The 24,787-nt window shown below is 46.0% G+C and carries 23 protein-coding genes, 1 tRNA gene and 1 riboswitch; of the genes, 11 read left to right on the top strand and 13 right to left on the bottom strand.

The window, feature by feature from the left end; translation table 11 throughout:
* Nucleotides 1–35 precede the first annotated feature (35 nt).
* Nucleotides 36–368 carry a Grx4 family monothiol glutaredoxin gene (locus tag QMG91_RS12240; protein WP_004399023.1) on the top strand — a complete coding sequence of 111 codons (333 nt, stop codon included), beginning with the start codon at nucleotides 36–38 and terminating at the stop codon, nucleotides 366–368.
* Nucleotides 369–438: 70 nt separating this feature from the next.
* Here QMG91_RS12240 and QMG91_RS12235 read toward each other — a convergent pair whose 3' ends face one another.
* Nucleotides 439–1,761 carry a Na+/H+ antiporter family protein gene (locus tag QMG91_RS12235; protein WP_281826741.1) on the bottom strand — a complete coding sequence of 441 codons (1,323 nt, stop codon included), beginning with the start codon at nucleotides 1,759–1,761 and terminating at the stop codon, nucleotides 439–441.
* An 86-nt stretch (nucleotides 1,762–1,847) separates the two neighbouring features.
* The gene (gene rnt, locus QMG91_RS12230) at nucleotides 1,848–2,501 is read right to left on the bottom strand and encodes a ribonuclease T (protein WP_004399037.1); all 654 of its coding nucleotides are present in this window, start codon (nucleotides 2,499–2,501) and stop codon (nucleotides 1,848–1,850) included.
* A 200-nt stretch (nucleotides 2,502–2,701) separates the two neighbouring features.
* Between rnt and motY the strand changes: the two genes are divergently transcribed.
* Nucleotides 2,702–3,589, top strand: a complete 888-nt coding sequence (gene motY / locus QMG91_RS12225; protein WP_022550080.1) for a flagellar protein MotY — start codon at nucleotides 2,702–2,704, stop codon at nucleotides 3,587–3,589.
* An 85-nt stretch (nucleotides 3,590–3,674) separates the two neighbouring features.
* On the opposite strand, the gene QMG91_RS12220 is transcribed toward motY, so the two are convergent.
* Both QMG91_RS12220 and gloA read right to left on the bottom strand, forming a co-directional pair.
* Nucleotides 3,675–4,112, bottom strand: coding sequence for a DUF2753 domain-containing protein (locus tag QMG91_RS12220; protein WP_004399042.1), 438 nt, complete (start codon nucleotides 4,110–4,112; stop codon nucleotides 3,675–3,677).
* Nucleotides 4,113–4,260: 148 nt separating this feature from the next.
* Nucleotides 4,261–4,677 carry a lactoylglutathione lyase gene (gloA, locus tag QMG91_RS12215; protein ID WP_022550081.1) on the bottom strand — a complete coding sequence of 139 codons (417 nt, stop codon included), beginning with the start codon at nucleotides 4,675–4,677 and terminating at the stop codon, nucleotides 4,261–4,263.
* A gap of 186 nt (nucleotides 4,678–4,863) precedes the next feature.
* Between gloA and QMG91_RS12210 the strand changes: the two genes are divergently transcribed.
* Genes QMG91_RS12210 through QMG91_RS12195 form a run of 4 tightly spaced genes read left to right on the top strand, consistent with a single transcriptional unit; the run spans nucleotide 4,864 to nucleotide 9,503 of the window.
* Nucleotides 4,864–6,393 (top strand): ABC transporter substrate-binding protein, encoded by a 1,530-nt coding sequence (locus QMG91_RS12210; RefSeq protein ID WP_409351240.1) that lies wholly within the window; start codon nucleotides 4,864–4,866, stop codon nucleotides 6,391–6,393.
* Nucleotides 6,386–7,339, top strand: a complete 954-nt coding sequence (locus QMG91_RS12205) for an ABC transporter permease (protein ID WP_004399045.1) — start codon at nucleotides 6,386–6,388, stop codon at nucleotides 7,337–7,339. Before QMG91_RS12210 ends, QMG91_RS12205 begins: the two co-directional genes overlap by 8 nt.
* Nucleotides 7,336–8,121, top strand: coding sequence for an ABC transporter permease (locus QMG91_RS12200; protein ID WP_004399047.1), 786 nt, complete (start codon nucleotides 7,336–7,338; stop codon nucleotides 8,119–8,121). Before QMG91_RS12205 ends, QMG91_RS12200 begins: the two co-directional genes overlap by 4 nt.
* Nucleotides 8,118–9,503: an ABC transporter ATP-binding protein gene (locus QMG91_RS12195; RefSeq protein WP_281826734.1), complete on the top strand. Its 1,386-nt coding sequence runs from the start codon at nucleotides 8,118–8,120 to the stop codon at nucleotides 9,501–9,503. The genes QMG91_RS12200 and QMG91_RS12195 overlap by 4 nt, the downstream gene beginning before the upstream one ends.
* 75 nt (nucleotides 9,504–9,578) lie before the next feature.
* Here the strand turns inward: QMG91_RS12195 and nth are convergent, their stop codons facing one another.
* The 8 genes from nth to QMG91_RS12155 all read right to left on the bottom strand — a co-directional run bounded on the left by nth (nucleotide 9,579) and on the right by QMG91_RS12155 (nucleotide 17,409).
* On the bottom strand, nucleotides 9,579–10,259 hold the full coding sequence (gene nth, locus QMG91_RS12190) for an endonuclease III (RefSeq protein WP_022590782.1): 681 nt from the start codon (nucleotides 10,257–10,259) through the stop codon (nucleotides 9,579–9,581).
* A 51-nt stretch (nucleotides 10,260–10,310) separates the two neighbouring features.
* Complete coding sequence (locus QMG91_RS12185) at nucleotides 10,311–11,003, bottom strand: electron transport complex subunit E (protein WP_022594460.1); 693 nt, start codon at nucleotides 11,001–11,003, stop codon at nucleotides 10,311–10,313.
* The gene (rsxG, locus tag QMG91_RS12180) at nucleotides 11,003–11,629 is read right to left on the bottom strand and encodes an electron transport complex subunit RsxG (protein WP_022590784.1); all 627 of its coding nucleotides are present in this window, start codon (nucleotides 11,627–11,629) and stop codon (nucleotides 11,003–11,005) included. The genes QMG91_RS12185 and rsxG overlap by 1 nt, the downstream gene beginning before the upstream one ends.
* Before the next feature lie 5 nt (nucleotides 11,630–11,634).
* Complete coding sequence (gene rsxD / locus QMG91_RS12175; RefSeq protein ID WP_281826731.1) at nucleotides 11,635–12,687, bottom strand: electron transport complex subunit RsxD; 1,053 nt, start codon at nucleotides 12,685–12,687, stop codon at nucleotides 11,635–11,637.
* The gene (gene rsxC / locus QMG91_RS12170; protein ID WP_281826729.1) at nucleotides 12,687–15,740 is read right to left on the bottom strand and encodes an electron transport complex subunit RsxC; all 3,054 of its coding nucleotides are present in this window, start codon (nucleotides 15,738–15,740) and stop codon (nucleotides 12,687–12,689) included. Before rsxC ends, rsxD begins: the two co-directional genes overlap by 1 nt.
* A gap of 12 nt (nucleotides 15,741–15,752) precedes the next feature.
* The gene (gene rsxB / locus QMG91_RS12165; RefSeq protein WP_004408179.1) at nucleotides 15,753–16,331 is read right to left on the bottom strand and encodes an electron transport complex subunit RsxB; all 579 of its coding nucleotides are present in this window, start codon (nucleotides 16,329–16,331) and stop codon (nucleotides 15,753–15,755) included.
* Nucleotides 16,331–16,912, bottom strand: a complete 582-nt coding sequence (gene rsxA / locus QMG91_RS12160) for an electron transport complex subunit RsxA (protein WP_022550090.1) — start codon at nucleotides 16,910–16,912, stop codon at nucleotides 16,331–16,333. Before rsxA ends, rsxB begins: the two co-directional genes overlap by 1 nt.
* 421 nt (nucleotides 16,913–17,333) lie before the next feature.
* Nucleotides 17,334–17,409: transfer RNA gene (locus QMG91_RS12155), tRNA-Asn, on the bottom strand.
* A 533-nt stretch (nucleotides 17,410–17,942) separates the two neighbouring features.
* Here QMG91_RS12155 and uvrB point away from each other — a divergent pair.
* The 3 genes from uvrB to QMG91_RS12140 all read left to right on the top strand — a co-directional run bounded on the left by uvrB (nucleotide 17,943) and on the right by QMG91_RS12140 (nucleotide 21,994).
* Nucleotides 17,943–19,973 carry an excinuclease ABC subunit UvrB gene (uvrB, locus tag QMG91_RS12150; RefSeq protein ID WP_281826727.1) on the top strand — a complete coding sequence of 677 codons (2,031 nt, stop codon included), beginning with the start codon at nucleotides 17,943–17,945 and terminating at the stop codon, nucleotides 19,971–19,973.
* Between the two features lie 251 nt (nucleotides 19,974–20,224).
* Nucleotides 20,225–21,616 (top strand): quorum-sensing sigma-54 dependent transcriptional regulator LuxO, encoded by a 1,392-nt coding sequence (luxO, locus tag QMG91_RS12145; RefSeq protein ID WP_022603175.1) that lies wholly within the window; start codon nucleotides 20,225–20,227, stop codon nucleotides 21,614–21,616.
* Nucleotides 21,617–21,646: 30 nt separating this feature from the next.
* Nucleotides 21,647–21,994 (top strand): Hpt domain-containing protein, encoded by a 348-nt coding sequence (locus QMG91_RS12140; protein WP_022550093.1) that lies wholly within the window; start codon nucleotides 21,647–21,649, stop codon nucleotides 21,992–21,994.
* Here QMG91_RS12140 and yvcK read toward each other — a convergent pair.
* On the bottom strand, nucleotides 21,983–22,870 hold the full coding sequence (gene yvcK, locus QMG91_RS12135; protein ID WP_004408174.1) for a uridine diphosphate-N-acetylglucosamine-binding protein YvcK: 888 nt from the start codon (nucleotides 22,868–22,870) through the stop codon (nucleotides 21,983–21,985). The two genes, QMG91_RS12140 and yvcK, sit on opposite strands and share 12 nt — an antisense overlap.
* A gap of 198 nt (nucleotides 22,871–23,068) precedes the next feature.
* Nucleotides 23,069–23,210, top strand: a riboswitch (molybdenum cofactor riboswitch).
* Between yvcK and moaA the strand changes: the two genes are divergently transcribed.
* A complete protein-coding gene (gene moaA / locus QMG91_RS12130; RefSeq protein WP_022591758.1) occupies nucleotides 23,198–24,190 on the top strand; it encodes a GTP 3',8-cyclase MoaA in 993 nt (330 codons plus the stop codon). Its footprint overlaps the riboswitch before it by 13 nt.
* Before the next feature lie 76 nt (nucleotides 24,191–24,266).
* On the top strand, nucleotides 24,267–24,779 hold the full coding sequence (moaB, locus tag QMG91_RS12125) for a molybdenum cofactor biosynthesis protein B (RefSeq protein WP_004408168.1): 513 nt from the start codon (nucleotides 24,267–24,269) through the stop codon (nucleotides 24,777–24,779).
* The last annotated feature ends 8 nt before the right edge of the window (nucleotides 24,780–24,787 follow it).

The raw sequence follows: 24,787 nt of genomic DNA, 5'->3' as shown, positions 1-24,787 counted from the left end.
ACCGAATAGTTAAAGCATCCATGAATGAGGACGCAATGGAAACCATCGAAAAAATCAAACAGCAAATTTCTGAAAACTCAATTCTTCTCTATATGAAAGGTTCACCTAAGCTTCCGAGCTGTGGTTTTTCTTCTCAAGCTTCTCAGGCGCTAATGGCATGTGGTGAGAAGTTCGCTTACGTTGATATCCTGCAAAACCCGGATATCCGTGCTGAACTTCCAAAATACGCACAATGGCCTACGTTCCCACAACTTTGGGTTGAAGGTGAGTTGGTCGGTGGTTGTGACATCATTCTAGAGATGTTCCAGAAAGGTGAACTGCAACCTCTAATCAAAGAAGCGGCAGCTCGTTCTGCTGAAGAAGAGTAATTTTACTTTTCCCAAAAAAATACAAAGGCTTGGTATTTACCAAGCCTTTTTTATTTCACGTCAACAGATTCTAAAGAGTCATTGCAGCCAACCAGCCGAATGCGATCAGTGGTAGGTTGTAATGAACAAACGTCGGCACTACTGTTTCCCAGATGTGCTCGTGCTGACCATCAGCATTCAAACCAGATGTCGGACCCAATGTTGAGTCGGATGCCGGTGAACCAGCATCACCCAGTGCGGCAGCAGTACCCACTAGAGCAACGGTTGCCATTGGTGAAAACCCGAAAGCGATAGCCAGTGGCACGTAAATGGTTGCCAGAATTGGGATGGTCGAGAAAGATGAACCGATTCCCATGGTCACAAGCAGACCAACAATGAGCATCAGCAAAGCAGCAAGAGGCTTGTTATCGCCAATGGATGTAGATAACGCTTCAACCAAAGATTCTACGCCACCTGTTTGTTTCATCACAGCAGCAAAACCGGCCGCCGCGATCATGATGAAACCAATCATAGCCATCATATGCACGCCTTTGGTGAAGACATCCTGTGTTTCTTTCCACGCAATCACGCCACCAAATGTAAAGACCATAAAGCCTGCCAATGCACCAATAATCATCGACCCGGTGCTCAGTTGAACAGTCAGTGCCATCACGATACCCGCCAACGCAATCCAGATGTTCTTCATTTTCACTTCTGGCACATCGGAAGATTCAGCATTCACACTGAGTTGGTTGTATTCTCGTGGCTTGCGGTAGCTAATAAAAATCGCCATAAGCAGACCAAAAATCATCCCAGCAGCGGGTAGAAGCATAGCCACAGGTACTTGCGAAGCCACAACATCCAGTCCGTTGTCGTGCAGATTTTTTAGCAGGATATTGTTAAGGAAAATCCCACCGAACCCGACAGGGAGAACCATGTATGGGGTTATCAGACCAAAAGTCAGAACACAGGCAACCAGGCGTCTGTCGAGTTTGAATTTTGCGAACACTTGCAGCAAAGGTGGAATCAGAATAGGGATAAATGCAATGTGTACAGGAATGATGTTCTGGGATGACATGGTCACCAGAATCAATGCGATAAGAATAAAGTACTTCAGACCAGTCGACGCTGATTCGGCATTTGAGCCATTGATTTTGCGAATTACGCTGGACGCGAGTAAATCGGTGATCCCTGATTTAGAGATCGCGACGGCGAAAGTACCGAGCATGGCATAGCTTAGAGCAATGGTTGCACCGCCACCCAGCCCGCTTTCAAAAGCGGAGACAGCATCAGTCAGTGACATTCCGGAAACAAGACCGCCAACAATGGCGCTAAAAGTGAGTGCAACTACAACATTGACTCGCATTAAAGCGAGAACCAACATGATGCACACAGAAATAACTACGGGGTTCATATTTTTCTCAGATTAAAGTAAGGGTCGTGAGACCCAATGATGTGTTTGCATTTAAAACCCAGTGGGACTGGGTTATTTAGGTATGATTATTTTTCTTCAAGTTCTTCTTGCAGTGGCCAGCCACCAAGAGCTTTCCACTTGTTCACAATGCCACAGAACAATTCGGCTGTTTTTTCGGTATCGTAAAGCGCTGAATGCGCCTCTTTATTATCGAAATCCATCCCTGCAACTTTACACGCTTTCGCTAACACCGTTTGCCCGTAAGCCAAGCCACTTAACGTTGCTGTGTCGAACGTAGCAAAAGGGTGGAAAGGGACGCGTTTTAAGCTGCATCGCTTACTGGCTTCCATCACAAAGCTATGATCGAAGTTTGCGTTATGAGCGACCATGATTGCACGGTTACAGTCTGCTGCTTTTTGCTCTTTTCGAACCAGCTTATAGATTTCTTTCAGAGCTTCGGCTTCGGTAACTGCACCGCGAAGAGGGCTGAAAGGGTCGCGAATTCCATTGAATTCAAGCGCTTCTTTTTCAAGGTTGGCACCTTCAAATGGCTCAACATTAAAATGTATGGTTGAAGCGGGGACTAAATCGCCTTCTTCGTTCATTTTTAATGTCACGGCACATATTTCCAAAAGTGCATCGGTTTTTGCATTAAATCCGGCAGTCTCAACGTCGATTACGACGGGGAAATAACCTCTAAAGCGTTGTTTCAATGTAAGGTCGCAGTTTGTTTCAGTCATGTTTGTTCTGTTCCATGTGACAAGCATCGCATTATACCCAAGCACAGGGGATAAGCGATACCCAATCAGACCCGAAGAGAAAAACAAATTTGGCTGGATTTTTGCATTATCCGATTAGATTTACATGAAAGCGTCAAATAAAGGCGCATTTGTGGCAAAAGCGGCAATACCGCGCCGCTTTGAAAGATAAAGAGATAGCAATGAAGAAAAACAAGTGGTTAACCTTTAGCTTAGTGGGCGTAGCTGTGGCAGTGTCGGGAAATGCGTCTGCGATTCAAACCCGATATGTTGCTAAGCCTGAGCAGTCGAACTGGGAGATGGCGGTGAATACGCCACTTGAATGTCAGTTAGTGCACCCGATCCCGAATTATGGTTCTGCGGTGTTTACGTCTCGTGCCAGCAAAAAGATTAACCTCGATTTTGAATTAAAGATGTATCGCCCAATGGGTGAAACGCGAAATGTTTCATTAGTTTCGATGCCGCCGATTTGGCGTGCCGGTGAGAATGCCGAGCAGATTTCCAACCTGAAGTTCTTTAAACAGTTTGACGGTTACATTGGTGGTCAGACGGCATGGGGATTATTGTCTGAATTGGAGAAAGGACGCTACCCGACGTTTGGATACGCAGATTGGCAAAGCCGGGATAAAAGAGTAGAAGTTGCGCTGTCCTCTGTACTTTTCCAGTCTTCATACAATGCGTTTAGTATGTGTGTCAGCCAGCTACTGCCTTACAGTTTCGAAGACATTTCATTTACCATACTGCATTATGACCGCAACAGTTCTCAGTTGAACAAAGCATCGCAAAAGCGCTTGGCTAAAATAGCAGAGTACGTTAAACACAATAAAGACATTGATTTGGTGCTGGTGGCAGCTTACACCGACTCAAGTGGCGGTAAAAAAGGCAATCAGGGTTTATCTGAAAAACGTGCGAATGTGCTTCGAGATTATTTCCAGTCTATCGGGTTACCGCCTAATCGCATCGAGGTACAAGGGTTTGGTGAAAGAAGACCAATCGCCGACAACAGTTCACCTCTAGGCAAAGACAAAAACCGACGCGTGGTTATATCATTGGGAAGAACACAAGTCTGATTTTCAGCTCTGTTCAAAAGTACCAGACAAAATAAAAGCTCCTTAAATAAGGAGCTTTTACTTTCTTTAAATTCTTCTGCTTGCTTTAGTTTAGGCGGAAACTAGCAATGATTTCGCAGTTAGTTGCTGTGTCAATATGTTGCACTTGCTCAGCGACTTTAGGGTTAGGATGGCGTTTCATGAAATCGATAAGCGCTTTACGGCAACAGCCCAAAGAATCGATGAAACTGTCACAATGTGTTTTTGGACATTGTGGAACCAACGAAAGAATTTTTTCCGACGCAAGCTGAAGATATTTTAGCTCGTAATCGTTATCACCGTTTTCACGCCAAAACTTTGCGAGGTTGTGGCAAGAAATCACGTTGATAGTTAACAGATCATCTACCTCAACTTCCTGCTCATCGATCAGTTTTTCTGAAATGGCCAGTGCTTTTTGGTAATGAATGATACTGCGCAGAAAATCCTGCTCTTGCAGGGCAACATCTGCCTTCAGTGTATGCTGTTCCCACTCTCTAACATTCATTGTCAATTCTTCCGTATTTCGTAAAACATATATTCCGAATATATTAAATGATAATACTTATCATGTAAAGTAACAGCGTTGTTTATTAGGGTGCTCTAATTAAGAGGCAAGTCGGTGAGATTTGCCTCTTTGAAACGCATAGAAGAGTTTAGCCTTCAAGCCCGGCAGTTGCGGACTTATTTTGAATTAATTCAATCATATAACCGTCGGGATCTTTAACAAAAGCGATGTGAGTTGTCCCGCCTTTTACCGGACCCGGATCACGCGTAATGTTACCACCAGCAGAACGGATTGCATCGCAAGTCTGGTAAATATCATCAAACCCAAGCGCAATATGGCCAAAAGCGGTACCCATTTCGTATTCCGAGGTGCCCCAGTTATAGGTCAGTTCAATTACCGCACCTTCCGATTCATCCGAATAACCTAAAAAAGCGAGCGTGTATTTGTACTGTTCGTTGACATTGGTGCGAAGTAACTTCATACCCAGCACTTTGGTGTAAAACTCGATAGAGCGATCCAAATCGCCCACACGGATCATTGTGTGAAGAATACGTCCATTTGACATTGTTATTGCCCCAGATTGTGTTGGAGGTAAATGTGAACAATAGATTAGCGAAATGCCTTCAAGACTCAAAGCAATTCAGTGAAGATTCCGTCAGTTTTAATAAATCTCATGGTTGCATATAGACAGGAATGTCAATATGAGATTGAATAAAAACAAATATGTTATAACGTAACAACGGAGTTAAAGTTGAAAAAGTTAACTTTGGTAGTGCTGGTTGGTCTCGCCATACTAGCCTACCTTTTTTTAGTTCAGAAAGACGAGATTAAGACGCTATCTATCTCTGGTCCTTTTGAATTCAGCAGCCAGGATTTATCGAAGGACGGGTTCTTATTTACACGACTTCAGGTGGTCGAGCCTTTGGTGGGAATCAACCAGAAGTCTGAACTTTTCCCCGTGTTGGCAGAGAGCTGGCAACAAAGTGAAGACCGTTTGAGCTGGTCTTTCAACATCAGGGGTAACGTCACTTTTCACGATGGTACACCTCTGACTGCTGAGACAGTGGCGCTTTCCCTAAGACGTGCACTCGATAAACCTGGTGTTCTGAAACGTGCTCCCATTGAGTCGATTACGGCAAATGGTAATCAGGTCGTTATTAAGCTAACCAAACCTTTTGTTCCTATGCTTTCTGTGTTGGCGCACTTCTCAACATCCATTGCCGCACCAAGTTCCTACGATGAATCGGGTGAAGTGGTGAACCTGCAAGGCACCGGACCTTATCAGGTCAGTGAACTTGTTCCTCCTCACAAAGCATTGGTGAAAACATTCGACGGATATTGGGGTGAGAAACCAAGCATTCAGCAGGTCAGCTATCTGGCAGGGCACCGCTCTGAAAGCCGAGCGTTACTGGCTCAGTCAGGTCAGGCGGATCTGGTTTACACGCTTGATCCCCTTAGCCTTGAAAGCCTGAATGCTTCCGAAAATCTAAACACGCACGTGATTTCTATGCCGCGTACCGTGATGATCAAACTGAATAACGAGCATCCTTTACTAAACCATGCCGATATTCGTCAGGCACTCAGCTTAGTGATTGATAGAAAAGGTATTGCGGATCATGTGCTTCGCCTGCCGGGTTCAGAAGCGTATCAACTGTTCTCACCAGCTCTGGGTGTGTGGCACCTAGGGGATTACGGTGCAAAAGCACGTGATGTAGAAAAGGCGAAACAATTGCTGGCTTCGCATGGATGGGCTCTGAACAGTGAAAACAAGCTGGAAAAAGAAGGGCAGGTATTTGAGATAAACCTGACAACGTATGCTGACCGCCCTGAACTTCCATTGATTGCTACAGCAATTCAGGCTCAGCTTGCTGAAGTTGGGATCACCGTAGACATCACCATCGACAACTCCAGTGCGATTCCATCCAGACACCATGATGGTACGTTGGAAATGGCGTTGATCGCTCGTAACTACGGAATATTGGCGGATCCGCTTACTCTGTTGCTGAACGACTTCGCAACGCATAAAGGCAGCGATTGGGGACCAACTAACTGGTCTTCATCTGAATTCACCAATATTTTGAACAAACTTGCGGTACAAAATGATGTCACTGAGTATCGCAAAATGATTCCAGATGCGTCAAAACTGCTGGCTGATGAAATGCCATTGATTCCAATCACTTACTACCAACAGATTATTGCGGTGAATAAGCGAGTGGAAAACTTCTCCTTCGACCCATTTGAACTTAACTACCGAGTGGCGGAGATGAAGCTGAATGACTAGCTTCCTCTACAAACGTTTGTGCCAGGCGATATTTGTCGCCTGGTCTGTAGGCACAGTTACTTTCGTTTTGATGAGACTGATACCCGGCGACATTGCTTATCGCATTGCCGCTGGTCGCTACGGTTATGATTACGTCGATCTTGATGCGGCTAAAGCCGTTTCAGAAGAACTAGGGTTAGACAGACCTGCCATTGAGCTTTACTTCAATTGGTTGTGGGAATTAGTCCAGTTTAATCTGGGTCGTTCTCTGGTCAGCGGAGAACTGGTGATAAACGAGCTTGCTCATCAACTCGGTCATTCCATTTTACTCGCCGCGACAGCAATGGTGGTTTCATTGCTCATTGCGGTTCCAATTGGTGTTTACTGTGGGCGTCATGCCGGAAAGCTACCGGATACCTTCTCACTGTTCACTTCAATTGTGATGAAAGCTCAGCCAGTATTCCTGATTGGGTTGGCATTAGTCATCATTTTCGCGTTGAAACTAAACTGGCTACCCGTGGCCGGATTTGGGGGACCAAGCTTTATTGTGCTGCCAGCCGTGACTCTGGCACTCAGTATGGCGGCAATGTCTAACCGGATTATTCGAAACTCTACCCAGCAGGTAACTGGATCTCAGTACTTTCTGTTTGCTCGCTTAAAAGGCCTAAGTTACTCACAAGCGTTTGAACGGCACGGAAAAGTGAACATTGCTTTGCCTGTGATTGCTTTTATTGGCGTTCAGACTGTCACTCTGATTGAAGGCATTGTGATGGTGGAGTCTCTGTTCTCATGGCCGGGTATTGGTCATGCGCTTTCACACGCCATTTTCGCTCGTGATATTCCTATGATTCAGGGAGCCGCTTTGTTAATGGGACTACTGTTTGTCCTGATAAATACCTTGGTTGATGTGGTGAACTACATACTCGACCCTCGCTTGAGAGCGAAAACAGCGGAGGGAGTGTCATGATAGCGACACGTTCTCAGCAATTTGGTCTTTTTCTCATCTCACTGCTGTTTGTTTTTGTACTGGCGGAAAATCTTCTTTTTAGTAGCGATCCTTATAAACAGAACCTTGCTTTGGCTTTTTCTGCACCTGACTGGGCAGAACCACTGGGTCGGGATCATTACGGTCGAAGTAATATCGCGAGGCTGTCCGACGCGATTCAAACTTCATTCTTTATGGCAATTACCTGCGTGCTGACGTCTGCAATCATGGGGTTGGCTGCGGGTATTCTGGCTGGGTGGAAAGGCGGCTGGTGGGACAAAACACTCTCCTGGCTGGTAAACCTTGTGCTGGCAATGCCAGGTTTGATTCTGGTGCTGCTTTTCGGAGCAATTGTTCCCGGATCATTCTGGATTCTTTATCTCGCTATCTCCTTGATTTTATGGGTTGAGTATTTTCGTGTGGTCAGAAGCCGTGTTATGAGCCTTGTAGTGTCGCCTGAAGTCGAAGCCTCTCAGCTGTATGGCTTCTCCGATTTCTATATATTCAAACGCCACCTGTGGCCTGAACTAAAGCGCGATATCTACACGTTGGCTTGTTTTGGCGCCGGTAATTCGATTTTGACCCTCGCCTCGATTGGATTTTTGTATGTTGGGCTTAAGCCGCCTGAAGCCGAACTTGGTCTGATGATGGTTGAGCTTTTCCGCTATTACCAGCAGGCTCCTTGGGTCTTGGCACAGCCGATTGTGGTAGTGTTCTTATTGGTCATGGGGTTCCATCTGTTGGCAAAAGGAGATAAGTCATGAGTTGTCTTCTTGAAGTCAAAGATCTTTCCGTATCAGTGGAGAATGATCGTCTGGTTGAACCTGTCTCTTTCGAAGTGAACAGCGGGGAAGCGTTAGTCATTTTAGGAGAAACCGGCTCAGGAAAGAGTTTGCTCGCCAATGCGATCATCGGGAATTTGCCAGATACTCTGACTTCCTCTGGGCAGGTACGCCTGTTTGACCGATGCCAGTCAGAACGAACTCAGGAAGAACGCGAATCTTTGTGGGGGCGAGACATTTCCGTGTTACCTCAGGAACCTTGGTTTGCGCTTAGCCCTCTTATGGCGGCAGGTGAGCAGGTAAAAGAAGTGGATCAACTGGTCAACGGTATTTCCGGCAATACACTTTTGAATCGCTTAAAAGAGGCATTTCAGAAGGTAAACCTCAGTGGGGACGAAAGCAAACTGCCGAGTCAGCTTTCGGGGGGAATGGCACAGCGAGTAGCGTACATAAGCGCAACTCAGGGTGGAGGAAAGCTGCTGATTGCAGACGAGCCGACCAAAGGGTTGGATGCCAGTCGTCAAAAGCAGATTGGTGAACAGCTCAATGCACATAAGTCGAAAGGCGCAGTTTTGGTTATCACCCATGATGTTGAGCTGGCTGAATCCCTTGGTGGGGAAGTGATCGTCATGCGGAAAGGCGTGGTGGTGGAGCGTGGGAAAAGCGAAGAGGTGTTAAAGGCACCAAAATCGGATTATGCCAAAGCACTGATCTCTGCTCATCCTAAAAATTGGCAACAACGTCAGGTTTCTTCAAAGTTGGAAACAATGATAAAAGCCAGCGAACTGAAAATGGTTCGTAATGGCAAAACACTCTTTGAAGATCTTGAATTCGCTATTCCTAAGAATAGCGTAATTGGCATCAGTGGAGACAGCGGAAAGGGGAAGTCAACGCTTGCCGATATCGTGCTCGGGTTGGTGACCCCAACCGCTGGATCTCTGAAGTTTCAGGAAAAGCTTGCCAAAGGAAAAGCGCTAAAGCTATATCAGGATCCACCGAGTGCATTGTCACGTGCCGTGCCTTTGCAAACACTTCTCGACGACATTCGAAAGGTCTGTCAGTTCGATGACGGACAAGTCAGGCGATATCTGAAGCGGCTGAATTTAGATGAAAGTCTGCTTGCAAGAAAGTCAACTCAGGTATCTGGGGGAGAACTTCAACGGTTTGCAATCTTACGTGCATTATTGATGGAACCTAGTTTGCTGATTGCGGATGAACCGACGTCCAGACTCGATCCCATTACGGCAGCCAATACGCTTAAATTACTGGTTGAGCTAAGCGAAGAGCAAGGGTTCACTCTGTTGTTAATCAGCCATGATAAAGTGGCTCTCAATAAGCTTTGCGATCAGGTTATTCAAATCTAAACCTCAACAAAAAGGGAGTGAAAATCACTCCCTTTACTTATATCGCTCAATTTACCTTTATATCCTACGGGACTTTTATTTCTTCTTTTTTGTTTGTGCTTTCAACACTTCATTGATAAAGCTTTTACGGCCGTATTGCTTAGTAATAATGCACTTGTCTAAGTCGAAGCCTCTGGCAGGGCAGTACTCACGACCATAGTAAATGATCTGAAGGTGCAGATCGTTCCATCTCTCTTTCGGGAAAAGGCGTTTACCGTCACGTTCTGTCTGTTCAACGCTCTTACCGTTAGATAAACCCCAGCGGTACATCAATCGGTGTATATGCGTATCAACAGGGAAAGCAGGGATATTGAATGCCTGAGCCATGACAACCGAAGCTGTTTTGTGCCCGACACCCGGCATCGCTTCTAACGCTTTAAAGTCCTGAGGGACTTCGCCACCATGCTCTTTGATGATCATATCCGACAAATGCCAGATACCTTTCGATTTCATCGGCGACAAGCCACAAGGTCTGATGATTTCTTTTATTTCCTCAATACTCAGTTTCACCATGTCATAAGGATTATCAGCACGAGCGAAAAGCTTAGGAGTAATCTGGTTTACTCTCTCATCGGTGCATTGTGCTGACAATAAAACCGCCACCAATAAGGTGTAGGGATCTTTGTGGTCTAGAGGAATTGGAACTTCAGGATACAGCTCATCAAGAATGTTGATAATCGCCTGTACTTTTTCTTTTTTTGTTATGGATTGATTCATTTAAGGCAGCTTCCAGTGTTGCTTTATATATTAGGTCAACAGACTCTCGTTCTATGCGTTCGTTACACGCGCACGTTCTATTTCTGGCTTTTCTTGTTTCGGCTGACGCGATTCAATTTGCTTATCTATCAGGTTCTTACCCGCAATTAAGAAGCCAACGCCAATAAAGGCACCAGGTGGCAGTAGGGCGAGTAAGAAGCTGTTATCAAATTTAAACACTTCAATTCGAAGCACAGTCGCCCATGATCCAAGCAGTACATCGGCGCCGTCGAATAGGGTGCCATTTCCTATCACTTCACGCATTGCGCCTAACACCACAAGTACGAGCATCATCCCCATACCCATCCAGAAGCCGTCTAGAGCTGATGGAAGGAGAGAGTTCTTTGACGCAAATGCTTCTGCGCGACCAATGATGATGCAGTTGGTCACGATCAGCGGAATAAAAATACCCAGTGATAAATACAGACCATACGCGTACGCATTCATCAGAAGCTGAACACAGGTAACCAGAGATGCGATGATCATAACGAAGATAGGAATACGAACTTCTTTTGGCACGTAGTCTCTGACCAGAGAGACGGCGACATTTGAGCCGACCTGAACAAGTAAAGTCGCAAGACCCAAACCTAATGCATTGGTTACGGTAGAAGAAACCGCCAGCAATGGACAAAGCCCCAGCAACTGAACCAGAGCTGGGTTGTTGTCCCAAATACCATTTTTTATCAGTGTTTTGTGGTCGGTCATTACTGTCCTCCGCAATTCAGTGGTCTGGATGCGATAGCTTGCTGATTTTGATTAACGTACCATACGGCTTGTTTGACCGCCTTTACGACCGCGCGTGGAGTGATGGTTGCACCAGTAAACTGGTCAAACTGTCCGCCATCTTTTCGCACTGCCCAGGCTGGGTCTTCTACATCAGGTACTGATTTGCCATTAAAGCCCAATATCCAGTCCGATACTCTTAAGTCAATCTTGTCACCTAAACCCGGTGTTTCTTTATGAGAAAGAACTCGCGTACCTAAAATTTCACCCGTAGCTGCGACACCTACAATGATCTTTATTTTTCCGCTATAGCCGTCTGGCGCTATGGCTTCCAGAGCGATTGCGGAGGTTTCGCCCTGCTTCTGAGCAATATAAGCATGAACAGGTTCAGGTCCAAGTTCTGGTGATTCCAATATGGTGCATGCAGAGAATAGCTGATTGTCGTGCATATTTTCTGGTACCACTTCATTCAGGACAGACATCAGTTGTGCCTGCTCCTGTTCCTGAATAGTGGACGCGGTAAGTGCGTTGGTAATGGCAACCAACCCCGTTGATGCACAGGCAAAGACAGCAAGTACAGCGCCATTTTTCTTAATTGCATTCAACATTCAACTTACCTTTGGTGTCCGTATGTTCTTGGTTTTGTGTAGTAATCAATCAATGGTACACACATATTCGCCAGCAATACAGCGAATGCCACTCCATCTGGGAATCCGCCCCAGGCTCTTATAATAAATACCAAGGCACCAATGATAGCGCCGAAGACAATCCTGCCTTTTACTGTGGTAGAGGCAGACACTGGATCCGTTGCGATGAAGAATGCCCCTAGCATGGTAGCGCCTGAGAGCAATTGGATGGTGACTGGTGCAGTCTGACCGGGCAGAAGCAGCATAAACAACACTGACATGATGGTCAGTGCCCCGAGAAACGCGACTGGGATATACCACTGGATGATTCGCAGCTTTATCATGGCTAAACCACCGATCAGATAAGCCAGGTTTACCCATTCCCATCCAGCTCCCGCTACGCCTGAAAACTGCGGCTGAGCGGTAATTTCACTTACTGTCATACCAGCCTGAAGCGAGGTCTTCATGGTATCAAGAGGCGTGGCCATTGTGATGCCATCGATCCCGGTTCTTACCTGCTGCAATGAAAAACCATCATGATTGAAACCAGTGAATATCAGAGACAGCGCATCGGAGAAATCAACCTGAAACGGGCTCATTGTGGATGGAGACAGCCAACTCGTCATTTGAACGGGAAATGAAATCAGCAACACCACGTATGCGACCATGGCAGGATTGAAGATATTTTGCCCCAACCCACCATAAAGGTGCTTTGCAATGACAATGGCAAAGATAAGACCAATCACCATCATCCACCAAGGGGATAGGGGAGGGATGGCTACTGCGAGCAACCAGGCTGTGACCACTGCACTGTAATCGCGTAAAGCAGAAATGGGGTGACGCTTTCTAGCCAGCATGACCAGAGCTTCGAGCATCAAGGCAACGATAATCGCAAATACCAGTTGAATTAGCGTTCCCCAACCGAAGAAGTAGGTTTGAGCGACCAGACCCGGAGTGGCGCAAAGCGCAACCCATTTCATTAAGTCTGGTGTACTGCGGCGATTTCGGGCATGCGGAGAGCTTGCAATAAAAAATGCCACTACTCATTCTCCTCAGATTGATTTTGTATTAGTTGTGCTGCTTCTTGTTCTTTTGCAGCCTTACGCGCTTTTGCTCTGGCTATAGCAGCGGCGACGGCTGCTTTCTTCGGATCTTCTTCAGCAGCTGGCTCTGAGTTTTCTGGCTCAGATTCGGTTTCTTGCTCTTTTGCAGCCTTGCGAGCTTTTGCTCTGGCTATAGCAGCAGCGACCGCAGCTTTCTTTGGATCTTCTTCAGCGGCTGGCACTGAGTTTTCTGGCTCAGATTGAGCTTGCTGTTCTTTTTCAGCTTTACGCGCTTTTGCTCTGGCTATTGCAGCGGCGACGGCAGCTTTCTTTGGATCTTCTTCAACTGCCGACTCAGCGTTTTCTGACTCAGGTTGAGCTTGCTGTTCTTTTTCAGCTTTACGAGCTTTCGCTCTGGCTATTGCAGCAGCGACCGCAGCTTTCTTTGGATCTTCTTCAGCGGCTGGCTCAACGCTTTCTGATTGAGGTTGAGCTTGCTGTTCTTTTTCAGCTTTACGAGCTTTTGCTCTTGCAATAGCAGCAGTGACCGCAGCTTTCTTTGGATCTTCTTCAACTGTCGACTCAACGTTTTCTGACTCAGGTTGAGCTTGTTGTTCTTTTTCAGCTTTGCGAGCCTTTGCTCTGGCTATAGCGGCAGCGACCGCAGCTTTTTTCGGATCTTCTTCAACGGTTGGCTCTGCGCTTTCTGGCTCAGGTTGAGCTTGTTGTTCTTTTTCAGCTTTACGAGCTTTTGCTCTGGCAATAGCAGCAGCGACAGCAGCTTTCTTTGGATCTTCTTCAACTGCCGACTCAACGTTTTCTGACTCAGGTTGAACTTGTTGTTCTTTTTCAGCTTTACGCGCTTTCGCTCTGGCAATAGCAGCAGCGACGGAAGCTTTCTTTGGATCTTCTTCAACGGTTGGCTCAACGTTTTCTGACTCAGGTTGAGCTTGTTGTTCTTTTTCCGCTTTGCGAGCTTTGGCTCTGGCGATAGCAGCGGCGACGGCAGCTTTTTTGGAATCGCCATCTTCATTGGTATCAGAAGATTGGTCTTGTTCTTGCGCCTGTTGTGCTTTTTTGGCTTTAGCTCGGGCTATCGCAGCAGCAATCGCTTGTTTTTTACTGTCTCCTTCAGATGTAACATCTTCAGGTGCCTCAGTACCACTTTGCTGCGCCTTTTTAGCTTTAGCTCGCGCAATTGCGGCTGCAACTGCGTCTTTTTTATCACTCTTGTCAGGTGCAGCTTGACCTGCTTTTTTCGCCTTAGCTCTTGCGATGGCAGCAGCGACTGCATCCTTTTTATCGTCTGAGCCAGTCTCGCTATCTGTATTACCTGCTTCAGCCGCTTTCTGCGCCTTACGCTCTCTGGCCTGGCGCTTTCTCTCTTCGCGAAGCTTAGCCATCTCGCTGTTATCTGGCTCCGATTTGCCTGCCGACATAGCTTCAGCTTGTTTGGCTTTTGCTTTAGCAATGGCGGCTGCCACGGCAGGTTTCACTTCGTCTTTGGTCGGCTCTTTCGCTTTTTGAGCTTTAACACGTGCAATAGCGGCCGCTATTGCATCATCACCATCGCTAGTTTTAAGATCTTTACGCCTTGATTCAGCCGCTTTCTTAAACTTGTTTTCACGAGCCAGTTTGTCGCGCTCCATACGTGCATTTTTTTCTTCAAAGCGGCGTTTGGCTCTTTCCGCAGCAATGGCTTCATCTTTACGTGTTCGGATTTCCGCTTTCGCTTCACGATAGTAGTGAACAAGTGGAATCTCGCTGGGGCACACAAATGCGCAGGCACCGCACTCAATGCAGTCTTTTAGGTTAAGTTCTTCACACTTATCGTAATCCTGATCTTTGGCGTACCACTGCAATTGCTGCGGTAGCAACGATGCCGGACATACATCCGCACACTCACCGCAGCGAATACATTCCATTTCGTATCGCTCGGTAGGAAGTTCGCGTCTAGAGGGGGCAAGTATGCAGTTTGCTGTTTTTGTGATTGGGACATTAGCGTGCGGCAAGGTGAACCCCATCATCGGTCCACCCATAATGAGCCTTGGTGACTTCTTATCTGCTTTATAGTTGCTGTGCTCTAGCAAATGAGAAACAGGTGTACCGAGCAAAGCCCAGACATTCTTAGGCTGTTTGAAAGTTTTGCCTGTTAACGTCACTACGCGCTGAATCAAAGGTTCGCCATCGATTACCGCTCTCTTGACCGCATGCATGGAACCGACGTTCTGTACAAGAATTCCTATGTCTGCAGGAATTCCATTAGCGGGAACTTCTTTGTCGGTCAGTATCTTAATGAGCTGCTTCTCGCCCCCAGAAGGGTACTTGGTTGGAATAACACGTATCACCAAATCTTTTGCCGTTGCTGCCATTTGCAGCGCTTCGATGGCTTCTGGCTTGTTGTCTTCGATGCCGATAATGGTAAGTTCAGGTTTGAGAATGTGTTCGACAATCTCAATGCCTTTGATAATTTCTTCCGCGTGTTCCTGCATCAGACGATCGTCGGCTGTGATGTATGGCTCACACTCCGCTGCATTGACGATGAATATCTTTGTTTTTGCCAGACCAGACTGAATTTTCTTGGCAGTCGGGAAGCCTGCGCCACCCATTCCTGAAATTCCGGCATTGCGAATAATTTCAATGAGCGCGTCGGGTGATTCTTGCTTGAAGTCCGCGATAGGGTGCTTTTCAATCCATTCTTCTTTGCCATCAGGCTGAATAACAATGGAGAGCTCAGTTAAGCCAGAAGGGTGTGCGGTGGTTCTGGGCTCAATAGCGGTTACAACACCGGATGTTGGTGCATGAACGGGGAGCATGAAGCTGAGGGAACACTTGGTCAGTGCTTGCCCTTTAAGAACGCGATCACCCGGACTTACAGCGAGATCGCCAGGTTTACCGATGTGTTGCTTTACTGGCAATACCACCTCGGTTGGCAACGGCAGTGGTTGCATTGCCGTTTGGTTGGACTGACGTTTGTTTTCTGGTGGATGAATACCGCCGGGGAAGTCCCAGAGGTAACCAGAGCGGATTTTTTCGACGAGTGACAACATACCCAATCCTTCTTATTGTAATTCTTGAGGTTGAGAGTCGGTGACGTTTACCACCGGTATTGCGTTTAATTGCCACTTCCATGTATCCGTTGTTTGAGCAATTGGAATCATCTCAATACAGTCTGTCGGACAAGGCGCTACACATAAATCGCATCCCGTACATTCATCCTTAATGACAGTATGCAGTGCTTTGGTTCCTCCAACTATTGCATCCACGGGGCAAGCTTGGATGCATTTAGTACATCCTATACACATATCTTCATGTATATAAGCGACTTTTTTGATGCTTTTTTCTGGATCGTGTTCCGGCTCTCCTGCTTCAACCCCCATTAAATCTGCAAGCTTTTCAATACAAGCCTGTCCACCCGGAGGACATTTGGTAATGGAGTCGCCGTTAGCAATGGCTTCTGCATAGGGGCGGCAGCCCGGATAGCCACATTGACCACACTGGGTTTGTGGAAGTATTTCGTCTATCTGGTCGACGATAGGGTCGGCTTCCACTTTGAATTTGATAGAAGCAAATCCAAGAATGGCACCAAAAATTGCGGCAAGTACAGCTAACGCGATGATCGCGATTAAAATTCCGCTCATTACAGTTTCACCAACCCAGTAAAGCCCATGAATGCAAGAGACATTAATCCTGCCGTAATCATAGCGATTGAGGCTCCCCGAAACGGTGTAGGAACGTTAGCGGCGGCAATGCGCTCACGCATAGAAGCAAACAGGATAAGAACAATTGAAAAACCTGCTGCTGCACCAAACCCATAAACAATGGACTCGATGAAGTTGTGGTTTTCGTTGATGTTGAGTAGAGCGACACCCAATACCGCACAGTTGGTGGTGATCAGGGGTAGGAAGATGCCCAATAGGCGGTATAGAGTCGGACTGGTTTTGTGCACAACCATTTCTGTGAACTGTACGACAACCGCAATCACCAGAATAAAACTCATGGTGCGTAGGTACTGGATACCAAGCGGTGTAAGAATGTAGGTTTCTACCAGGTACGCGCTAACCGATGCCAGAGTCAGCACAAATGTGGTGGCCAGACCCATGCCGATCGCAGTTTCAAGTTTTTTTGAAACTCCCATAAACGGACACAGACCTAGAAATTTTACAAGAACAAAGTTGTTGACCAATACAGTGCCAACAAGCAGCAACAGATATTCTGTCATGGCATCTCTAAACAAATAAATCAGATCTTAATATTATCCTGCTTTGTTACGGAATTAACAACCAAGATAGAGCAAGGTTTTTGGGTATTTGGCTGATTATTAGTCGGTTATTTATAGAATTATGATTCAAGAATTGGAAAATAGCCAAGTTGTTGAGAATTAATATCATTTACAGTGAGTTGCAGGTGGGGTTTCTTCAATTACGGCTCAGAAAATTGTCTCTCTTGTCTTCATCAAGAGTAGGACTTTGAGGTTCTCAATGAAAACATAAAGTTGCGGTCAAAAAATGATGTTTGGTGTTGGTTTTTTGCTCACCTTGATTGAGAGATTAGCTCGGTGTGGATAGCGACAATGTAATCTAGTAAAAGCCAGTCGCTTAAAACGAGAAAAGCCACGTCTTTCGACATGGCTTTTATAATAGTGGCTCCCCCTGCGGGACTCGAACCTGCGACATACGGATTAACAGTCCGCCGTTCTACCAACTGAACTAAGGGGGAACAATTGAGTGGTGCGAATCTTAGCGATACCCGATTTTTCTGTCAACACTCAAATGAAAAGAAAACCGAAAAAAAATGAATAAAAACGGCTTTACATTCATGTAAGCCTTACAGAATAAGACCTAGTCGCAGTTATCCACCAAAATTGTGGATAAGTGTGTTAATTGATTTTTGACAAAATACAGAGCTCTGTTTTTTCAATATTAGGAAAGAGTAATTTTGTCGAAAGAATGCAGTTTAACTTGATGTTTTATAATGAGAATGCGTTTAGGTGAATCAATGAAATGCTTTGTGAATAAAAATGCAATATATGACCATATAGCAATAAGGCACGAAATTTTGGGGAAAACTAGTGGATAGAAAATGGTGTTTTTTTGTGGGGATTTCCGAGCAGGGTCAAGAAAGATATCAGATAAACTTGTCAGGATCTAGTAGTAAATGTGTCATAGATCTGACTTTTAATGTTTATACGTATTGACCTTAAGAGACGTTAGCAAAGACAATACTGGGCAAATTATGGTTAGGGATAAAATATGAGTAAGACGTACGATTTGGTCTCCAAGTACACCCCAGCGGGTGACCAGCCTACTGCGATTAAGCAGTTGCTGGATGGACTGGATTCTGGTCTGGCACATCAGACATTATTAGGTGTAACAGGTTCGGGTAAAACATTTACCCTTGCCAACGTGATTGCAGAATCACAACGACCAGCAATTTTACTCGCCCCCAACAAAACTCTTGCGGCCCAGCTGTATGGAGAGATGAAGGCGTTCTTTCCTAACAATGCTGTCGAGTATTTTGTTTCTTACTACGACTATTACCAACCTGAAGCCTACGTTCCGACAACCGATACCTTTATCGAGAAAGACGCGTCGGTGAATGCTCACATCGAGCAAATGCGTTTGTCTGCTACCAAAGCGCTACTTGAACGTAAAGATGCCATCATTGTTGCTTCTGTTTCTGCTATCTACGGATTGGGCGATCCGGACAGCTACCTCAAAATGATGCTTCACGTTCGTCGTGGTGACATGATCGATCAACGCGATATCCTTCGTCGTCTTGCAGAGCTCCAGTATTCTAGAAATGACGTGGCGTTTGAGCGTGGTCAGTTTCGGGTGAGAGGGGAGGTGATTGACATTTTCCCGGCAGAATCTGAACAGGATGCGGTTCGTATCGAAATGTTCGATGATGAAGTCGATTGCATCAGCGTTTTCGACCCACTTACGGGTGTGGTTAAACAGCGGGATTTGCCAAGATTTACCATTTATCCTAAAACCCACTATGTCACGCCAAGAGAGCGGATTCTAGAAGCGATTGAAAACATCAAGGTTGAGCTGGAAGGGCGCAAAAATCACCTCCTTGAAAACAACAAACTTCTGGAAGAACAGCGAATCAGCCAGCGTACTCAATTTGATATTGAGATGATGACCGAGCTTGGTTTTTGTTCTGGTATCGAAAACTACTCACGTTATCTCAGTGGACGTAACGAGGGAGAGCCACCTCCGACCTTGTTTGATTACCTTCCTCACGATGGTTTGCTCATTATTGACGAGTCCCACGTTACGGTTCCTCAAATCGGTGCCATGTTCAAAGGTGACCGTTCACGTAAAGAAACCTTGGTTGAATTTGGTTTCAGGCTGCCGTCTGCGTTGGATAACCGACCATTAAAGTTTGAGGAATTTGAATCCCTAGCACCACAAACTATCTTCGTGTCTGCCACTCCAGGCAATTATGAGTTAGAAAAATCAGACGGTGACGTCGCTGATCAGGTCGTTCGACCGACCGGATTGTTAGATCCGCAACTCGAAGTGAGACCTGTAGCTACTCAGGTGGATGACCTGTTATCCGAGATTCGTATCAGGAGCCAGAAGAGCGAGCGGGTTCTGGTTACGACACTAACCAAACGCATGGCGGAAGACTTGACGGAATACCTGCACGAGCACGATGTAAGGGTTCGTTATCTTCACTCGGATATTGATACCGTTGAGCGCGTAGAGATTATTCGAGATCTTCGTTTGGGCGAGTTCGACGTGTTAGTTGGTATTAACTTACTTCGTGAAGGTTTGGACATGCCAGAAGTTAGCTTAGTGGCGATACTGGATGCGGATAAGGAAGGTTTCCTTCGTTCAGAGAGATCTCTGATTCAGACCATTGGCCGAGCTGCGCGTAACCTGAGTGGTAAAGCGATTCTTTACGCAGACTCGATTACTAAATCCATGAAAAAAGCCATGGATGAAACGAACCGTCGTCGCGAGAAGCAGCAAGCTTATAACGAAGAACAGGGTATCACCCCGCAGGCGTTGCAAACCAACGTTAAAGACATCATGGAGCTTGGTGATATTGCCAAGGCGAAAGGAAAACGTCACAACAAACAAGTTCCGCTTTCTAAGGTGGCTGAGCCATCGAATAAATACGAAGTGTTGTCACCTCAAGAACTTGAGAAAGAAATTGCTAAGTTGGAAGGTCAAATGTATCAACATGCCCAAAACTTGGAATTTGAGCTGGCTGCAGAGAAACGAGATGAAATCGAAAAACTGAAAGCACAGTTCATTGTGAATAGCTAGTTTGCTAACGTAGTGTGATTAAGATAAAAAAATAGCCAATAGAAATCGATCTATTGGCTTCATTTCGTGAATACTTTGTTCACTAACAACGTCAGTTGGCTAGGTGACCCGTTAGGGTCATACATGCAGTTGCACATTGCATGCCATGTTTATTTCACCCTTTCTTTTACATTTTCCTCAGTTTAGGCTATCATTTTTCGCAAAATGCGATTCATATTGCAACTATATTACTAAAGTGCAACGGCTAGGATATGCAAGACACAACTTCTAACCCCAATCCTAAATACCTATTGATGGTGGAGGATACCGCCTCAGTAGCAGCGCTCTATCGATCTTACCTCAGTCCACTGGGGCTGGACATTACTATTGTCGGAACAGGTAAAGATGCAGTTGAAAGCCTGGAAGAGCGAACACCAGACCTGATTCTTCTCGACTTACGCCTTCCTGATATGACGGGCATGGACGTTCTTTCTTCGGTGAAATCAAACTACCCCGATGTCCCTGTCATTTTTATGACCGCGCACGGTTCAATCGACACCGCTGTTGAGGCAATGCGTAAGGGTGCTCAGGACTTTTTAATTAAGCCTTGTGAGGCAGACCGCCTGCGTGTAACGGTCAATAACGCCATTCGCAAAGCAGGGAAACTTCGTTCTCCAAGTAGCGAGCCCGATAACAACTACCAGGGCTTTATTGGCAGTAGCCAGACCATGCAGGCTGTTTACCGAACTATCGACTCCGCGGCTCCCAGTAAAGCGTCAGTATTTATTACGGGCGAAAGTGGTACCGGTAAAGAAGTGTGTGCAGAAGCGATTCATGCCGCCAGTAAACGTGGCGAAAACCCGTTTATTGCCATCAACTGTGCCGCAATACCAAAAGACTTAATTGAAAGTGAGCTGTTTGGTCATGTGAAAGGGGCGTTTACCGGGGCATCAACCGACAGGCAGGGTGCGGCAGAGCTTGCAGACGGCGGTACGCTGTTCTTGGATGAACTGTGTGAAATGGATCTGGACCTGCAAACCAAACTGCTTAGATTCATTCAAACGGGTACCTTCCAAAAGGTTGGTTCTTCTAAAATGAAGAGTGTAGACGTACGCTTTGTGTGCGCGACTAACCGTGATCCCTGGAAAGAAGTTCAGGAAGGTCGCTTCCGAGAAGATTTGTATTACCGTTTGTATGTTATTCCACTGCACCTTCCTCCTTTGCGAGACAGAGGGGAAGATGTAGTAGAGATTGCTTATTCGTTACTCGGTTACATGTCTCATGAAGAGGGTAAAGGGTTTGTTCGGTTCTCGCAGCAAGTCGTTGATAAATTTATTGAATACGAATGGCCGGGTAATGTTCGTCAGCTTCAGAATGTGCTTCGTAATGCCGTAGTACTCAATCATGGTAGCGAGATCACATTAAACATGTTGCCACCGCCATTAAATTTGCCTTCTGTATCAGATTTGAAGCAAGTAAATGCATATGACGCAAAATCAACTAAACTCTCAGTAGAAGAAATTCGACCACTGTGGCTTACCGAAAAAAGTGCGATAGAACAAGCAATAGAGGCCTGTGAAGGAAATATTCCAAAGGCTGCGGGTTATTTAGATGTCAGCCCATCTACTTTGTATCGCAAGCTACAAGCTTGGAAAGAACAATAAGAGCAAAACTAAGAAGATTAAGAGGGTAGGATGAAAGCGGTTGTCAATACAGACAAAATAGACGAATTGAGTAGGGATATTGGGGAAGAAAATCTCCCTATGCTTTTTTCCATTTTTATTGGGGAACTGGTGGACTATGCCGAGGCGTTAGCCAATGGACCAACTGAACAAAGTGAAGCTGAAGAGCAATTGAAAGCCATCAGCCACTCTTTAAAAAGCAGTGCCGCCAGTTTTGGAGCCGAAAGACTGTGTGAGTTTGCCACAAGACTAGACGCCAGATACAAAACAGGTGAACCTATTAACACGGATGAAAACCGAGAAACCATGATCACCTGTCTTCACATTACGAAAGACGAATTTATTAAGTTAACCGAGTAGGTTTTCTATCGCCTTTTGTAGCTTGGTGCGATCGTGTCGCCATTGATGGTTTGCTGAAGCAAGGTCAATGGTGACAATCTCACCCACACCATCCAAATCCTGCGGCTGCTCACTGCTCAATAACAGATCTATTTTCCTTCCATCACACGCGCGCTGACACCAGTTAAGTTTCTCCTGAAGAGACATTCGACCCGCAGGTCCATATTCAGGTGAAAGGTTTTCAATAAACACCAGTCTGGCTTGTTCATTTCTGGCAATGGATTTACCCAGTTCCGGAATCAGCAGCGGCGGCATGATGCTGGTTAAAAAGCTGCCCGGACCTAAAATAATGCAGTCAGCTTCTTCGATTGCTCGCAATCCTTCTTTGGTTGCAGGAACCTGAGGTTCAAGATACAGCCGCTGAAGATCCTGCTCCATTTCGTCAACACTGGTTTCGCCCCGAACTCTTTCGCCAGAGGTAGAAAGGGCAGTCAGGTCTGAAGGGTGTTCAGACATAGGGACGATATTCACATCCACATTGAGCATGTCCCGAATCAGGTTGATGGCTTCTAAAGGGCGAACAGAAAGGTTATCCAGCGCCGTGAGCATCAGATTACCCAGGTTGTGATCGTTGAGCTCGCCAACACCCTTGAAGCGGTATTCGAACATCATAGAGCCGATAGAGGGTTCGGTAATCAACTGGTTAATGCAATTACGCGTATCGCCCCATGCAATGCCACCCTGACAGTCTCGGATTCGACCTGTAGAGCCGCCGTTGTCAGTGGTAGTAACGATTCCAGTCGCGTTGCTGCCGAAATCTTTAAGTGCAGCCAACATTCTTCCTAGCCCGTGACCGCCACCAATGGCGACCACTTTCTTGTTTTTATATAGAGTCATACATGTTCACGTTTTTTGTTATTCCCGCCGCCCAGCGTTGTCATTGAGCAAATCTGAACAGAGTAGATGCCGATACTTTGCCTGCTGATTTACTAAAATTCTAGCGATTGAACTGCACAAATTCGAATTTTTGCAAAGTTAAGCTGGTATCCCACAATAATATTAAGTATTTTATTAGAAGCTGCCACGCATAGTGCGTGGCTGCCATAGCTCCGAGCTTTCACTGCTAAGTTCGCAATATGCGGATATGAAGTGTCAGCCAGTGACGTTTTGTCACAAGGGTTTGTTTGGAAATGAGCAAGCCTCCCGTGTTTGGAAAGGTGTTCCGTGGCGCAACAATTCGAAGATAATTTCAATCGCAAGTTCTATTACTTGCGCTTATCAGTTACCGACGTATGTAACTTTAAATGCACATATTGTTTGCCTGATGGGTATCGACACCCCTCGGGTCAACGAAACTCGTCTTTTTTAACCCTCCCTGAAATCCGTCGCGTGGTTCGCGCGTTTGCCGATTGTGGTACCGACAAAGTTCGTATAACCGGTGGTGAGCCTAGCCTGCGTAAAGATTTCACTGAGATCATTCATGAGGTAGCGACGACTACGGGTATTCGCAAAGTGGCGACGACCACCAATGGCTACCGCATGGAAAAGCAAGTCGCTTCCTGGAAAGATGCAGGTCTTACCAACATCAACGTGAGTGTCGATAGCCTGGATGCCCGAATGTTCCATCAGATAACGGGTGAGAACAAATTTGAACAGGTGATGGCTGGGATTGATAAGGCGTTTGAAGTTGGCTTTAAGCAGGTCAAAGTAAACGCTGTTCTCCTGAAGAATCTGAATCATCTGGAGTTGCCAGCCTTTCTTCACTGGATCAAGCATCGTCCGATTCAACTCCGATTTATTGAGTTGATGCAAACGGGTGAAATGGATGATCTCTTTAAGAATCATCACAAGTCCGGTGTGAGTATCCGCAATCATCTGATAGCCAATGGCTGGCTGTTGAAACCTAAGGCATTAAACGACGGACCTGCTCAGGTCTTTATACATCCGGATTATCAGGGCGAGATTGGTTTGATCATGCCTTACGAAAAGGATTTCTGCGAAAGCTGTAACCGCCTACGTATTTCCGCTAAAGGAAAGCTTCACCTCTGTTTGTTTGGTGAGGAAGGGGTGGAGCTGCGCGATCTTTTGCAGCGAGATGATCAGGAATCTGAGTTGATTCAGAGAATTTCTCAGCAGCTTCAGAATAAGTCGGTCAGCCATTTCCTCCATGATGGAAACTCAGGCATCACACCGCACCTGGCGTCGATCGGCGGATAGTCAGTTAAATATTTGTGCTGGTGGCAATGCGACCAGCCATTCAATTTCAATTTAATAAATACAAAAGGTGAGCTAAATGGGTCACGCTGAAAGCAAATTTCAACCAGCTAACATTGCAGTGTTAACCGTCTCTGATACGCGTACAGAAGAAAACGATACTTCAGGTGGTTACCTTGCTGAACATCTTCAGGAAGCTGGTCACAATCTGGCAGATAAGAAAATCGTGATTGATGATATGTACCAAATTCGTGCAGTCGTATCTCAGTGGATTGCCGATGATTCGATTCAGGCAATTATGATTACAGGCGGCACTGGCTTTACTTCTCGTGACAGTACTCCTGAAGCCCTTGTTCCACTTTTTGACAAGCAGGTTGAAGGGTTTGGTGAACTGTTCCGAGCGGTTTCCTACGAGGAAATCGGGACATCCACCATTCAGTCTCGTGCGATTGCAGGATTTGCCAACCATACAGTAATTTTCGCTATGCCAGGGTCAACCGGTGCGTGTCGTACTGCTTGGACTAAGATCATAAAACAACAGATGGATGCCAGCCATCGTCCTTGTAACTTTATGCCTCACCTGAGCAAATAGGGGAATTG

The organism is Vibrio nigripulchritudo (genome assembly GCF_027924785.1).
GTDB lineage: Bacteria > Pseudomonadota > Gammaproteobacteria > Enterobacterales > Vibrionaceae > Vibrio > Vibrio nigripulchritudo.
The sequence above is the reverse complement of the archived record's forward strand: the minus strand, read 5'-3'. Positions and strand labels throughout refer to the sequence as shown.